This window comes from Pantoea sp. BL1, assembly GCF_000963985.1.
Lineage (GTDB): Bacteria > Pseudomonadota > Gammaproteobacteria > Enterobacterales > Enterobacteriaceae > Pantoea > Pantoea rwandensis_B.
Genome location: NZ_JZRH01000039.1, coordinates 1 through 13,585, shown reverse-complemented (window position 1 = coordinate 13,585; position 13,585 = coordinate 1). Strand labels below are relative to the sequence as shown.

The 13,585-nt window shown below is 52.8% G+C and carries 11 protein-coding genes and 2 tRNA genes; 11 read left to right on the top strand and 2 right to left on the bottom strand.

All coding sequences use genetic code 11. From position 1 onward, the window contains the following. Positions 1 to 29: 29 nt before the first annotated feature. Complete coding sequence (gene rpoS / locus VH86_RS17970) at positions 30 to 1,022, top strand: RNA polymerase sigma factor RpoS (RefSeq protein WP_045833698.1); 993 nt, start codon at positions 30 to 32, stop codon at positions 1,020 to 1,022. Positions 1,023 to 1,134: 112 nt separating this feature from the next. Here rpoS and mutS read toward each other — a convergent pair whose 3' ends face one another. Then, positions 1,135 to 3,696, bottom strand: coding sequence for a DNA mismatch repair protein MutS (gene mutS, locus VH86_RS17965; RefSeq protein WP_072050622.1), 2,562 nt, complete (start codon positions 3,694 to 3,696; stop codon positions 1,135 to 1,137). Between the two features lie 348 nt (positions 3,697 to 4,044). On the opposite strand from mutS, the gene mltB reads away from it, so the two are divergent. Both mltB and VH86_RS17955 read left to right on the top strand, forming a co-directional pair. Then, positions 4,045 to 5,127 (top strand): lytic murein transglycosylase B, encoded by a 1,083-nt coding sequence (gene mltB, locus VH86_RS17960; protein WP_038645215.1) that lies wholly within the window; start codon positions 4,045 to 4,047, stop codon positions 5,125 to 5,127. Positions 5,128 to 5,213: 86 nt separating this feature from the next. Further along, positions 5,214 to 5,549: a zinc ribbon domain-containing protein YjdM gene (locus VH86_RS17955; protein WP_038645217.1), complete on the top strand. Its 336-nt coding sequence runs from the start codon at positions 5,214 to 5,216 to the stop codon at positions 5,547 to 5,549. Between the two features lie 35 nt (positions 5,550 to 5,584). Here VH86_RS17955 and VH86_RS17950 read toward each other — a convergent pair whose 3' ends face one another. Continuing rightward, a complete protein-coding gene (locus VH86_RS17950) occupies positions 5,585 to 6,472 on the bottom strand; it encodes a dihydrodipicolinate synthase family protein (protein WP_045833696.1) in 888 nt (295 codons plus the stop codon). A gap of 167 nt (positions 6,473 to 6,639) precedes the next feature. Here VH86_RS17950 and tam point away from each other — a divergent pair, with 167 nt between their 5' ends. From tam to VH86_RS17910, 8 genes are all read left to right on the top strand, one after another. Then, complete coding sequence (tam, locus tag VH86_RS17945) at positions 6,640 to 7,416, top strand: trans-aconitate 2-methyltransferase (protein ID WP_045816440.1); 777 nt, start codon at positions 6,640 to 6,642, stop codon at positions 7,414 to 7,416. Positions 7,417 to 7,517: 101 nt separating this feature from the next. After that, positions 7,518 to 8,012, top strand: coding sequence for a nicotinamide-nucleotide amidase (pncC, locus tag VH86_RS17940; RefSeq protein WP_045833695.1), 495 nt, complete (start codon positions 7,518 to 7,520; stop codon positions 8,010 to 8,012). Between the two features lie 94 nt (positions 8,013 to 8,106). Then, on the top strand, positions 8,107 to 9,177 hold the full coding sequence (gene recA, locus VH86_RS17935) for a recombinase RecA (protein ID WP_034822205.1): 1,071 nt from the start codon (positions 8,107 to 8,109) through the stop codon (positions 9,175 to 9,177). Between the two features lie 110 nt (positions 9,178 to 9,287). Next, entirely contained in the window at positions 9,288 to 9,803 is a 516-nt protein-coding gene (locus VH86_RS17930) for a regulatory protein RecX (RefSeq protein WP_231647285.1), read from the top strand. Positions 9,804 to 9,937: 134 nt separating this feature from the next. Beyond that, positions 9,938 to 12,565, top strand: a complete 2,628-nt coding sequence (gene alaS, locus VH86_RS17925; RefSeq protein ID WP_045833693.1) for an alanine--tRNA ligase — start codon at positions 9,938 to 9,940, stop codon at positions 12,563 to 12,565. A gap of 250 nt (positions 12,566 to 12,815) precedes the next feature. Further along, a complete protein-coding gene (csrA, locus tag VH86_RS17920; protein WP_004155916.1) occupies positions 12,816 to 13,001 on the top strand; it encodes a carbon storage regulator CsrA in 186 nt (61 codons plus the stop codon). Between the two features lie 303 nt (positions 13,002 to 13,304). Further along, positions 13,305 to 13,397: transfer RNA gene (locus VH86_RS17915), tRNA-Ser, on the top strand. Positions 13,398 to 13,405: 8 nt separating this feature from the next. Further along, positions 13,406 to 13,482: transfer RNA gene (locus VH86_RS17910), tRNA-Arg, on the top strand. The last annotated feature ends 103 nt before the right edge of the window (positions 13,483 to 13,585 follow it).

Sequence of the window (13,585 nt, the reverse complement as noted above, 5' to 3'; positions counted from 1 at the left end):
TGCCCTTGGATCACGGGTAGGAGCCGCTTATGAACCAGAATACGCTGAAAGTTAACGAGTTACATGAAGATGCGGAATTCGAGGAGAACGGAGCTGAGGTTTTTGATGAGAAGGCTCTCGTTGAGAACGAACCTGGTGATAACGAAGTAGCTGAAGAAGAGCTGTTGTCACAGGGTGCGACGCAACGCGTTTTGGATGCGACGCAGCTTTACCTTGGTGAGATCGGTTACTCTCCACTACTGACGGCGGAAGAAGAAGTGTTCTTCGCTCGTCGTGCACTACGTGGTGACATTCCTTCTCGCCGCCGCATGATTGAAAGTAATTTACGCCTGGTGGTGAAAATTGCCCGTCGTTATAGCAATCGTGGTCTCGCACTGCTGGATCTGATTGAAGAGGGTAATCTCGGCCTGATTCGTGCCGTGGAGAAGTTTGACCCAGAACGTGGGTTCCGTTTCTCAACATACGCCACCTGGTGGATTCGTCAGACTATTGAACGGGCGATCATGAATCAAACCCGTACTATTCGTCTGCCGATCCACATCGTTAAAGAGTTGAATGTTTATCTGCGTACCGCGCGCGAACTTTCGCACAAGCTTGATCATGAGCCGAGTGCTGAAGAGATTGCCGAGCAGTTAGACAAGCCGGTTGATGATGTAAGCCGTATGCTGCGTCTCAACGAGCGTATTACCTCGGTTGACACACCGCTGGGTGGAGATTCCGAAAAAGCGCTGCTGGATATCCTGGCCGATGAAAAAGACAACGGCCCGGAAGACACCACGCAGGACGATGATATGAAACAAAGCATCGTTAAGTGGTTGTTTGAATTGAATGCCAAGCAGCGTGAAGTGCTAGCGCGTCGTTTCGGCCTGTTAGGCTATGAAGCGGCAACGTTGGAAGATGTGGGCCGTGAAATCGGGTTGACCCGTGAGCGCGTCCGTCAGATTCAGGTTGAAGGTCTGCGTCGTCTGCGTGAAATCCTGCAGACTCAGGGCCTCAACATTGAAGCACTGTTTCGCGGATAAGCTGTAACCGGCAATAAAAAACGGTGACCCCTGGGTCACCGTTTTTTTATGTGCATTATCAGGCCGTTACGCTAATGAGCGGCGTCATTACCCGCCGATCATCAGAAGCGAACTAAACCAAAGTTTTAAGGCGGTAAATCCACTCCAGCGCCTGTTTTGGCGTGAGGCTATCCGGGTCCAATGCTTCCAGCGCGTCTACGGCTGGCGATGTTTCTGCCACCAGCAGCTGCATTTGCGACCCTTCTACAGTGGATGCCGCTGAACTGCCGGAGAGCGCTTCCAGCTCTTTCAGCTTGTTGCGCGCACGTTTGATCACGTCTTTCGGCACGCCCGCTAACGCAGCAACGGCTAAACCATAACTTTTGCTGGCTGCGCCATCTTGTACGCTGTGCATAAATGCAATGGTATCGCCATGCTCCATGGCATCAAGATGCACATTCACTACGCCTTCCATTTTTTCCGGCAGGGTCGTCAGTTCGAAGTAGTGGGTGGCAAACAGCGTCATTGCTTTGATGCGGTTTGCCAGACTCTCCGCACAAGCCCATGCCAGCGACAGCCCATCGTAGGTCGATGTGCCGCGACCGATTTCATCCATCAACACCAGGCTGTTCTCCGTGGCGTTGTGCAGGATGTTGGCCGTTTCCGTCATCTCAACCATAAAGGTTGACCGTCCAGACGCCAGGTCATCAGCCGCACCGACGCGAGTAAAGATGCGATCGATGGGACCCATTATGGTTTCTTCGGCTGGCACATAGCTGCCAATCCACGCCATCAGCGCAATCAATGCAGTCTGACGCATGTAAGTACTTTTACCGCCCATATTGGGGCCGGTGATGATCAGCATGCGTCGTTGATTTGACAACGATAGCGGGTTAGCAATAAACGGCTCTTTCAGGACCTGTTCCACGACCGGATGGCGGCCTGCGGTGATGCGAATGCCCGCTTTTTCCTGCAACACCGGGCGGCAGTAATTCAGTGTCCAGGCACGCTCTGCCAGGTTAGTCAGCACATCCAGTTCAGCCAGTGCCGCCGCGCTGATCTGCAGTGCTTCAAGGTGTGGCAGAAGACGGTCGAGCAACGCCTCGTACAGTCCTTTTTCCAGCGCCAGCGCTTTCCCTTTCGAGGTCAGTACTTTGTCTTCGTACTCTTTCAATTCAGGAATGATGTAGCGTTCGGCGTTCTTCAGCGTCTGGCGGCGTACATAGTGAATCGGCACCAGGTGACTTTGGCCGCGGCTGACCTGAATGTAGTAACCATGAATCGCGTTAAAACCTACCTTTAAAGTATCCAGCCCTAGCTTCTCTCGTTCGCGAATTTCCAGTCGGTCGAGATAATCAGTGGCACCGTCGGCCAGCGCACGCCATTCATCTAATTCAGCGTTATAGCCGGGTGCAATCACACCACCGTCACGCACCAGCACGGGAGGGGATTCAATGACGGCTTGTTCCAGCAGCTCGCGCAATTCAGTAAATTCACCCATCTGCGAACGCAAATTGACCAGTTGAGTCGCCTCGACACCTTCCAGCTGCTGGTTTAATTCCGGCAGTTGCTGGAATGCATGTCGCATGCGAGCTAAATCACGCGGGCGCGCGGTGCGCAGTGCCAGACGCGCCAGGATGCGTTCCAAATCGCCCACCTGGCGCAGTACCGGCTGCAGTGCTTCACTCAGGGATTGCAGTTCGGCAATCGATTCCTGGCGACGACTGATGGTGGTGACGTCGCGCAGTGGCATATGCAGCCAGCGCTTCAGCATACGGCTGCCCATCGGGGTCACGGTTTTATCCAACACTGCCGCCAGGGTATTTTCGGTACCCCCGGCCAGATTTTGCGTGATTTCCAGGTTGCGGCGAGTGGCTGCATCCATGATTACGCTGTCCTGCTGGCGCTCCATACTTAACGAGCGAATATGTGGCAGGGAGGTGCGTTGGGTATCCTTGACATATTGAAGCAGACAACCTGCAGCACGTAGCGCCAGATGAGCCTGTTCAACACCAAAGCCGCTGAGATCACGCGTGCCAAATTGCAGGTTTAATTGCTGGCGTGCGGTGTCGATTTCATATTCCCATAGCGGACGACGGCGCAGACCACGGCGCTGATCGATCAGCGCCATGGCCTGGAAATCTTCGGGATAGAGCAGTTCGGCAGGATTAGTGCGCTGGAGTTCTGCCGCCATGGTCTCCTGATCGACCGGTTCGCTCAGGCGAAAACGCCCCGAACTGATATCGAGGGTGGCATAGCCAAACCCGCGCTGGCTCTGGAAGATTGCCGCCAGTAAATTGTCCTGACGCTCCTGTAGCAGCGCTTCATCACTGATGGTGCCGGGCGTCACAATGCGCACGACTTTACGCTCAACCGGTCCTTTGCTCAGTGCCGGGTCGCCAATCTGTTCACAGATCGCCACGGATTCACCGAGCTGGACCAGTTTTGCCAGATAACCTTCAACAGCATGGTAGGGCACGCCCGCCATCGGGATTGGTTCACCCGCTGACGCGCCGCGTTTCGTGAGTGAAATCTCCAGCAGTTGTGATGCTCGCCTGGCGTCGTCGTAGAACAGCTCGTAAAAATCGCCCATGCGATAAAACAGCAGGATTTCGGGATGGTCAGCCTTCAGGCGCAGGTATTGCTGCATCATGGGCGTGTGGCCAGTAAAGTCCATTTGCGCTGCTCCTTTCATCTCGTTTTCGCTCAAAATTCACTCGTTCAATCAGGGCTGCCCGATATGAGCAGGCCAGTGTGGTGCGTTATCTCACAGACGGATAACCAAGGCGCAGATATTAGCATTTTGCCCTGCGCGCATCATCCGCCCGCAATGGATTCTGGCTGCCGACCTTAACAAATTGCGATAAGCAGTAAAAAGTAAAATCGGGGGATAAAGATAAAGTGTGGAGCTGTTCCGCAAATTTTCGCTGCAACCCACTGAAACAAGGGAAAAGCGGCGTAAATTTAAGATATTGCTCTGTATCCCGCTTTGATGAACGATTACCATGTTGGCTTCCGGTTTCATCTGGCTTATGGATATCTAATGCGTTTTAAGGTTGCTTTTCTTCCACTTATCGCCTTGCTTGCTGCCTGCAGCAGTAAGCCTGCAACCCAGCAGCAAACCGCCGTTGTGCCTGCACCAAAAGGTGGTTTCTTACTGGAGCCTTCACACGCCGTTCAGCCGATGTTTGGTGATTTCGCGGGGAATCCGGCGGCTGAGCAGTTTATTGATCAAATGGTGGCAAAACACGGTTTTAACCGTGATCAACTGCATGCGGTGATCGGCCAGGCGAAGCGTCTCGATTACGTGCTGCGTCTGATGGACCAACAAGCGCCAAGCTACACGCCGCCGACGGGGCCGAACGGTGCCTGGATCCGCTATCGCAATAAATTCATCACGCCAGATAATGTACAAAATGGCGTGGCATTCTGGGATCAATATCAGGACGCTCTGCAACGCGCTCAGCAGGTTTATGGCGTGCCGCCGGAGATCATCGTCGGAATCATTGGCGTGGAAACACGTTGGGGTCGGGTGATGGGCAAAACGCGTCTACTGGATGCGCTGGCCACCTTATCCTTTAGCTATCCTCGTCGCGCGGCTTACTTCAGCAGCGAACTGGAAACCTTCCTGCTGATGGCGCGCACTGAACAGGATGATCCGCTGGATCTGCGCGGTTCCTTTGCGGGCGCAATGGGGTACGGCCAGTTTATGCCGTCTTCCTATAAAGAGTATGCGGTCGACTTCAATGGTGATGGCCACATTAACTTGTGGGATCCTGTGGATGCGATTGGCAGCGTAGCAAATTACTTTAAAGAGCACGGCTGGCGGGCAGGGCAGAATGTTGCCGTACCGGCAAGCGGGCAGGCTCCTGCGCTGGAAAATGGCTTTAAAACGCTTTATCCGGTGAATACGCTGATGGCGAGCGGCCTGACGCCACAAGGATCGCTGGACGGTAATGACCAGGCGAGTCTGCTGCGCCTTGATCTTGGCACCAGTTATCAATATTGGTATGGCCTGCCTAACTTCTATGTCATCACGCGTTATAACCACAGCACACACTATGCCATGGCGGTATGGCAGTTGGGTCAGGCAGTGGCGAAAGCGCGTCAGGGCAACATGCTTTAATGCTGTCCTTATAAAGAGTGAGGGTATAAGATGGCGCCCCTTTTGCGGTGCCATCTTCACCGCCTTTCGACTTCTGAGGAGTGCTCATGACAACATTACCTGCTTGCCCTGTGTGTCAGGCTGATTATACCTGGCAGGATGGTGAGAACCTGAACTGCCCATCTTGTGGCCATATCTGGTCACCGAGTGCTGATGCAGCATCGGAGGGTTTGGTGGTGCGGGATGCCAATGGCAATCTGCTGGCCGATGGTGACAGCGTTACCGTGGTCAAGGATCTCAAGGTGAAAGGCAGTTCTTCAACCCTGAAGATTGGCACCAAAGTGAAAAGCATTCGTCTGGTTGAAGGCGACCACAACATTGATTGCAAAATCGATGGTTTTGGCCCGATGAAACTCAAATCTGAGTTTGTGAAAAAGAACTGAGTACAGGACGGCTGTCCGGCCGTCCCTTATTGTGATCACATCAGCAAACGATCCAGCTCTGCGCACTGCTCAACCGTGAGTTCGCCGCCATAATTACGTGAATGGCTGCCCATAGAATCATATTTGCGCGCCACTGCGGTTTTGATAGTCGTGACAAAGTCATCGCCGATGGTGTAAATCGCCATCAGCTTACCAATACGCTGTTGAATCTGTGCCAACTGCGCTAACTCTCCCGCTCGCCATGCGTGCATCGCCTCGGCAAACAACTCCGGTACGATGTTGTTTAAGCCGGAAATCACCCCGGCACCGCCTGCCAGCAAATTGGGCAGAAGATATTCGTCATACCCTGAAAGTACGGTGAAATCAGGGCGAACCTTTTTGGTTTCTTCAATCAGGGCTCGATTGTGTGAAAGACAATCCATGGTGTCTTTAATGCCGATAAATTGCGGCAGTTCAGCGGCTAATTCTGCCACCAATGCCGGCGTTAAATCGCAGCCGGTGCGCGCCGGAAAGTTGTAGGCAAACCACTTGCCACCTAACTGTTTATCCAGTGCTTTAAAGTAGCTCAACAGCTGTTTCTGCGTTTGCCCATAGTAATAGGGCGGCAAAACCATCACGGCGTCATAACCATTTTGCCAGGCAGCTTCAGCGAGCTGCAACATGTCGGGAATACAGATACTTGAGATATTCGCGACCATGGTCAGTGGCGAAAGCTGACGAGCTTCGCGAATCAGCATCAGCCGTTCCTGTTGGGTCAGCGAAGCAAACTCCCCGATACTGCCCATCAACAACAGCGTATCAATCCCCGAGGCGTTCAGGCGCGCAAAGTGGCGGCCCAGCGCATCAATATCGAGCTTATTATGTTGATCGAAAGGGGTAACTGAAGGACACCAGACGCCGGTTAATTCAGGTTGTGCAGCCATAACGCGATCCTTGATTTTTAAAAATGAAACCTTGTTTTAACTTAGTGATCGTGACTGACATTAACCAGTGAAAAAGGGTAAAAAGGTGAGACATCGCACTTTTCTCTTCGCTTAGCGATTGAGAAAACAGGTAGTGTGATGCTCTTCAGCCAGACAGGAGCGTTGCCATGCAAGACTGGAATCCACAGCTGTATCGTCAATTTGAATCGGAACGCACGCGCCCTGCGCGTGAACTATTAGAACGTATTCCACTAACCGACGTGCATTTCGCAACTGACCTCGGATGCGGTCCCGGCAACAGTACTGAGCTGCTGGCGCAAGCGTGGCCAGACGCGGTGATTACAGGCATCGATAGCTCTGCAGCCATGCTGGAACAAGCGCATGAGCGGTTACCTGCCTGCACTTTTCTGCAGGCGGATATTCGTACCTGGCAGGCTAACCAGCCACAGCAGGTCATCTATGCGAATGCTTCGCTGCAGTGGCTAACCGATCATCACACGCTGCTGCCGCATTTGGTTGAACAGCTGGATATCGGTGGCGCTCTGGCGATACAGATGCCGGACAATCTTGATGAAGCCTCTCACAGCTTGATGCGTAAAGTGGCGGCCAGTGAACGCTGGCAGGCACATATCTCGCCACAGGCCGCCGATCGCAAACGCCTGCTAAGCACGGAACAATATTATGATTTGCTGAGTGATGCAGGCTGTCAGGTGGATATCTGGCGTACCACGTACTATCACCCAATGGCCGATGCGCAGGCCATCATTACCTGGCTCCGTGCCACGGGCTTGCGTCCCTTCCTCGCCGGATTGACTGAACAGCAACAGGCCGATTTTCTGCATGACTATCATCATGCATTAATGCCGGCTTATCCCCCACGCAGCAATGGTCAGGTTTTGCTGGCTTTCCCGCGTTTATTTATGGTGGCAGTGAGAACGCATTAGTATCATGGAAGCGCGCACGCAAAATGGTGTGACAGAGGTTGAAAAGGGCGCTCTGTTGCACCATTTATGTCTAACGCACAGCGCCAAAACAGGAGAAGGCGATGAACGACCAACAGTTGCAGCAGCTCAGCCAGCGTATTGGTGAACAGCTGAAGAAACGCAAGGCAACGGTGACCGCGGCGGAATCCTGCACCGGTGGCTGGATTGCCAAAGTGTTTACCGATGTCAGTGGCAGCTCTGCCTGGTTTGAGCGGGGTTTCGTGACCTACAGCAACGAAGCCAAACAGCAGATGGTGGGCGTGCAGGCAGCGACTCTGGCGCAGTATGGCGCGGTCAGTGAGCAAACTGTGCGTGAGATGGCTCAAGGTGCCTGCAATGCCGCCGCTGCTGAGTTTGGCATTGCTGTGAGCGGGATTGCGGGGCCAGATGGCGGTTCAGCAGAAAAGCCAGTGGGTACCGTGTGGTTTGCCATTGTCGGACCTGGCGATCGTGTTCTGGCGCAGCGGCAGATCTTTGCCGGAGACCGTGACGCGGTGCGTCGGCAATCCGTCAGTTGGGCGCTGCAAACACTGCTTGATGAATTTCTGACAAATTAAACTTGATACTGTATGGTCATACAGTATAATTACCGGCAACAGAACGAGCAGGCACACAATGATGTCGGCTTACCCAGCATGATTAGGAGTGGAAATGGCGATTGACGAGAACAAACAGAAAGCTTTAGCTGCCGCGCTGGGCCAGATTGAGAAACAATTTGGCAAAGGCTCGATCATGCGCCTGGGTGAAGACCGCTCAATGGACGTAGAAACCATCTCAACCGGTTCACTGTCACTGGATATCGCGTTGGGGGCTGGTGGCTTGCCGATGGGGCGTATCGTTGAGATCTACGGACCAGAATCTTCCGGTAAAACCACGCTGACGCTACAGGTGATTGCCGCTGCACAGCGTAAAGGTAAAACCTGTGCCTTTATCGATGCTGAACATGCGCTTGATCCGGTGTATGCCAAAAAACTCGGCGTTGATATCGACAATCTGCTGTGTTCGCAGCCGGACACCGGTGAGCAAGCGCTGGAGATTTGTGATGCGTTAGCACGCTCCGGTGCCGTTGATGTGATCATCGTTGACTCCGTTGCGGCACTGACGCCGAAAGCGGAAATCGAAGGTGAAATCGGTGATTCGCACATGGGTCTGGCCGCACGTATGATGAGCCAGGCGATGCGTAAGTTAGCGGGTAACCTGAAGCAGTCCAACACGCTGCTGATCTTCATCAACCAGATTCGTATGAAAATTGGTGTGATGTTCGGTAACCCAGAAACTACCACCGGTGGTAACGCGCTGAAATTCTATGCTTCTGTTCGTCTTGATATCCGCCGTATCGGTGCGATTAAAGAGGGCGATGAAGTGGTCGGTAGCGAAACCCGCGTAAAAGTGGTGAAGAACAAAATCGCTGCGCCATTTAAGCAGGCTGAATTCCAGATTATGTACGGTGAAGGCATCAACACCTTTGGCGAGCTGGTGGATCTCGGCGTGAAACACAAACTGGTTGAGAAAGCCGGTGCGTGGTACAGCTACAACGGCGAAAAGATTGGTCAAGGTAAAGCGAACTCGACCAACTTCCTGAAAGAGAACCCAGCGATTGCTAACGAGATCGATAAGAAGTTACGCGATCTGCTGCTGACGGGTGCAACGGCTGGAGCGGGTGCAGCAGAAATTTCTGCTGATGACTACGAAGAAGCTAGCGAAACCAACGAAGATTTCTAAGATTTACCCCCACGGGAGCAGCGATGCTCCCGTTTGCTTTTCCCCGTCAACACTTCCCCTGATCGTTTTCTTGCTTTACCCTGCGCAACAGTCAGAACAAGGTCAAATTCATGTCATCATCACCTTCAACGGCTTCGGTGCCGACATTTTCCCGTTTGCTGGATCGTGCCATGCGTGTCTTATCGCAGCGAGACCACAGTCGTGACGAATTGAAGCGCAAGCTGCAGCTCTCTTCTCAGCGTGCAGCTTATCTGAAGCAAGAAGAAAATGTGCCGATACCTGATGAGCTGCTGGAAAAGGTGCTCGACTGGTGCCAGGAGAGTGGCTGGCTCAACGATCAGCGCTTCACCGAACGCTTTATCCAAAGTCGCGCACGTAAAGGTTACGGTTCACAGCGCGTGCGCATGGAATTACAGCAGAAGGGCATCAGCCGCGATGAGATCAATCAGGCGATGATGGATACTGAAGTGGACTGGAGCCAATGCGCGGCTGATTTGGCTAAGCGTAAGTTTGGTGATCCTTTGCCGCAAACCTGGGCTGAGAAAAGCAAGGTACAGCGCTTTTTAATGGCTAAAGGCTTTGTGATGGAAGATATTCAGGCAGTTTTTAGAAATATTGACGACTGAAAGGCGATGGGATTTTACTTCCCACTGAAGAAAATTTATCTTATTCCCACTTTTTGTTCCTCAATCAGCGGTAAACCTGCAGATGTGGTTTGCCCGCGAAAGGGAACGTTCGTTAGCGTGATTCCAGGAATTATATGAGCAAGAGCACTGCTGAGATCCGTCAAGCGTTTCTCGACTTTTTTCATAGCAAGGGACATCAGGTTGTAGCCAGCAGCTCCCTCGTACCGAACAACGACCCAACGTTGCTGTTTACCAATGCGGGAATGGTGCAGTTTAAAGACGTTTTCCTCGGTCAGGATAAACGCGATTATGCACGCGCAACTACTTCTCAACGTTGTGTGCGCGCCGGTGGTAAGCACAACGATCTTGAGAACGTGGGTTACACCGCTCGTCACCACACCTTCTTTGAAATGCTGGGTAACTTCAGCTTTGGCGACTACTTCAAGAAAGAAGCGATTGCTTATGCCTGGGAACTGCTGACGGGTGAGCAGTGGTTCAAGCTGCCGAAAGAGCGTCTGTGGGTCACCGTTTATGAAACCGATGATGAAGCCTTCGAAATCTGGGCTAACGATGTCGGCGTGCCGCGCGAACGTATTATTCGCATCGGCGATAACAAAGGCAGCGCTTACGCGTCTGACAACTTCTGGCAGATGGGTGATACCGGCCCTTGTGGTCCGTGCACCGAAATTTTCTACGATCACGGCGACCATATCTGGGGTGGCCCGCCGGGTAGCCCGGAAGAAGATGGCGATCGCTATATTGAGATCTGGAACATCGTTTTCATGCAGTTCAACCGTCAGGCTGACGGCACCATGGAGCCTCTACCGAAGCCGTCTGTTGACACCGGTATGGGTCTGGAGCGTATCGCCGCGGTACTGCAGCATGTTAACTCCAACTATGAAATCGATCTGTTTGCCAAACTGATCAAGGCTGTGGCTCAGGTCACAGGTGCAACCGATCTCAACAATAAATCGTTGCGCGTGATTGCTGACCACATCCGTTCCTGTGCATTCCTGATCGCTGATGGCGTCATCCCATCGAATGAAAACCGTGGCTACGTGCTGCGCCGTATCATTCGTCGTGCAGTGCGTCATGGCAATATGTTGGGAGCTAAAGAAGCCTTCTTCTACAAACTGGTTGCGCCATTGATCGACGTCATGGGTGATGCCGGTGAAGACCTGAAACGCCAGCAGAAGCATGTTGAAAATGCTCTGAAAAATGAAGAAGAGCAGTTCGCTAAGACGCTGGAACGCGGCCTGGCATTGCTGGATGAAGAGTTGGCCAATCTGCAAGGCGATACGCTGGATGGCGAAACGGTCTTCCGTCTGTATGACACCTTCGGTTTCCCGGCCGATTTGACGGCTGACGTCTGCCGCGAGCGCAATCTGAAGATTGATGAAGCGGGCTTCGAAACAGCCATGGAACAGCAGCGCCAGCGTGCGCGTGAGGCCAGTGGTTTTGGCGCGGACTACAATAGCGTGATTCGCTTTGATGCTGCCACTGACTTCAAAGGTTATGACCAGATGCAGGCTGAAGGCACCGTGCAGGCGCTGTTCGTTGGCGGTCAGCAAGTTGAGCAGATCGCGGCTGGCCAGGAAGCGGTAGTGATTCTGGATCAAACACCATTCTATGGCGAGTCAGGTGGCCAGGTGGGAGATACCGGCGTGCTGACTGGGCAGAATGCTGAATTTAGCGTCCAGGATACACAGAAATATGGCAAAGCCTTTGGTCATATCGGTAAGCTCAACCGCGGTGAGCTGCGTGTAGGTGACCGCCTCAATGCACAAGTGGATGAAGAGCGCCGTGCGCGTATTATTCTCAACCACTCCGCAACACATCTGATGCATGAAGCGTTACGTGAAGTATTGGGCGATCATGTAGGTCAGAAAGGCTCACTCAACAACGATAAATACCTGCGCTTCGACTTCTCTCATACCGAAGCGATGAAGCCAGAGCAGATTCGCACTGTTGAAGATATCGTTAATACCCAGATTCGTCGCAATTTACTCATCCAGACTGAAGTGATGGATCTGGATGAAGCCAAAGCGCGCGGCGCAACGGCGTTGTTCGGTGAGAAGTATGAACAGCGTGTGCGTGTGGTCAGCATGGGTGAATACTCCGTTGAGCTGTGCGGCGGTACGCACGCAGCGCGCACTGGCGACATTGGCCTGTTCCGCATTCAGTCTGAATCCGGCACGGCGGCAGGTGTGCGTCGTATTGAAGCGTTGACGGGTGAAGGCGCAATGGCTCAGCTGCATGCGCAGAGCGATCAGATAACTGAAATTGCGCAAGTGGTTAAAGCCAACAGCAGTAATCTGAATGAGAAAGTACGCGGTCTGGTTGATCATGTTCGCGCGCTGGAAAAAGAACTGCAGCAGCTACGCGATCAGCAAGCGGCGCAAGAGAGTGCCTCGCTGAGCAGTAAAGCAGTGGACGTGAAAGGTACCAAACTGCTGGTCAGCGAGCTTAACAACGTTGAGCCGAAGATGCTGCGCACCATGATGGATGACCTGAAGAATCAGCTCGGCTCGGCCATCATCGTGCTGGCAACTGTTGCCGAAGGTAAGGTTTCCCTGATTGCTGGGGTGACTAAAGACCTGACTGACCGCGTCAAAGCGGGTGAGCTGGTCGGCGAACTGGCCGCTCAGGTTGGCGGTAAAGGCGGCGGTCGTCCTGATATGGCACAGGCGGGTGGTACAAACCCTGAGGCACTGGCTGGCGCACTGGCTGGCGTGTCGGAGTGGGTGAGTAACCGACTGTAACGAATTAAAATTCAGCATCGTGAGCAGCGCCAGAACCCCCGTGTTCTGGCGCTTTTTAACGCGGTGTGCACCCGATAATGACAAAGTCCGGTTGATGTAGTGTATTTCGGCTAAACTAACTATCAGCAGAATGTATTGGCGTGGCGATGCACAATGGTGTATTTGTCATAGACATTGTTCAGCGTTATATGATGGATATGGCCGGGAGACCGAACAGGCCCGACTCTTTTAATCTTTCAAGGAGCAAAGAATGCTTATTCTAACTCGTCGAGTTGGTGAAACCCTCATGATTGGCGATGAGGTGACTGTAACGGTGCTGGGTGTTAAAGGTAACCAGGTCCGTATTGGCGTTAATGCGCCTAAAGAAGTTTCGGTGCATCGCGAAGAAATCTATCAGCGTATCCAGGCCGAAAAAACTCAGCAAACGAGTTACTAACGGATTCAGCGCCTCGCATCCTGCGAGGCGCTACCGCTTTTATCCCCCCATCTTCATTTTTTCCGTCCTTAACCTCATTTTCTTTCTTCCCATTTTGTTAACTGCAACGTGCTTTCGCTGTTGATTAATCACTCTTTTTGTCGGCAAAACATCCTAATTGCGCGTCATTTGTGCAAACAGAACGATATCCAGAAAAAGTCGGGAAAAATTGTTTGACTTATAAGTGCGGGAAAGTAATATGTGCGCCACGCAGTGCCGATGAGCAGAAAAAAGTTCGGAAGCACGGTTCGGAAGAACGCGTAAGGTGAGGTGGCCGAGAGGCTGAAGGCGCTCCCCTGCTAAGGGAGTATGCGGTCAAAAGCTGCATCCGGGGTTCGAATCCCCGCCTCACCGCCATTTCCGATGCATCCATAGCTCAGCTGGATAGAGTACTCGGCTACGAACCGAGCGGTCGGAGGTTCGAATCCTCCTGGATGCACCATTCGGAAAACTGAAGTAAGAGTGAACGAGCAGTTCCTTTCATGGTGAGTTGTCAGCACCCTGCGTTGTACAAGAATTAACTCGATGCATCCATAGCTCAGCTG

Coding starts and splice junctions, on each gene's coding strand:
- rpoS (WP_045833698.1), top strand. CDS start 30: ATGAACCAGAATACGCTGAAAGTTAACGAGTTACATGAAGATGCGGAA.
- mutS (WP_072050622.1), bottom strand. CDS start 3,696: ATGAAAGGAGCAGCGCAAATGGACTTTACTGGCCACACGCCCATGATG.
- mltB (WP_038645215.1), top strand. CDS start 4,045: ATGCGTTTTAAGGTTGCTTTTCTTCCACTTATCGCCTTGCTTGCTGCC.
- VH86_RS17955 (WP_038645217.1), top strand. CDS start 5,214: ATGACAACATTACCTGCTTGCCCTGTGTGTCAGGCTGATTATACCTGG.
- VH86_RS17950 (WP_045833696.1), bottom strand. CDS start 6,472: ATGGCTGCACAACCTGAATTAACCGGCGTCTGGTGTCCTTCAGTTACC.
- tam (WP_045816440.1), top strand. CDS start 6,640: ATGCAAGACTGGAATCCACAGCTGTATCGTCAATTTGAATCGGAACGC.
- pncC (WP_045833695.1), top strand. CDS start 7,518: ATGAACGACCAACAGTTGCAGCAGCTCAGCCAGCGTATTGGTGAACAG.
- recA (WP_034822205.1), top strand. CDS start 8,107: ATGGCGATTGACGAGAACAAACAGAAAGCTTTAGCTGCCGCGCTGGGC.
- VH86_RS17930 (WP_231647285.1), top strand. CDS start 9,288: ATGTCATCATCACCTTCAACGGCTTCGGTGCCGACATTTTCCCGTTTG.
- alaS (WP_045833693.1), top strand. CDS start 9,938: ATGAGCAAGAGCACTGCTGAGATCCGTCAAGCGTTTCTCGACTTTTTT.
- csrA (WP_004155916.1), top strand. CDS start 12,816: ATGCTTATTCTAACTCGTCGAGTTGGTGAAACCCTCATGATTGGCGAT.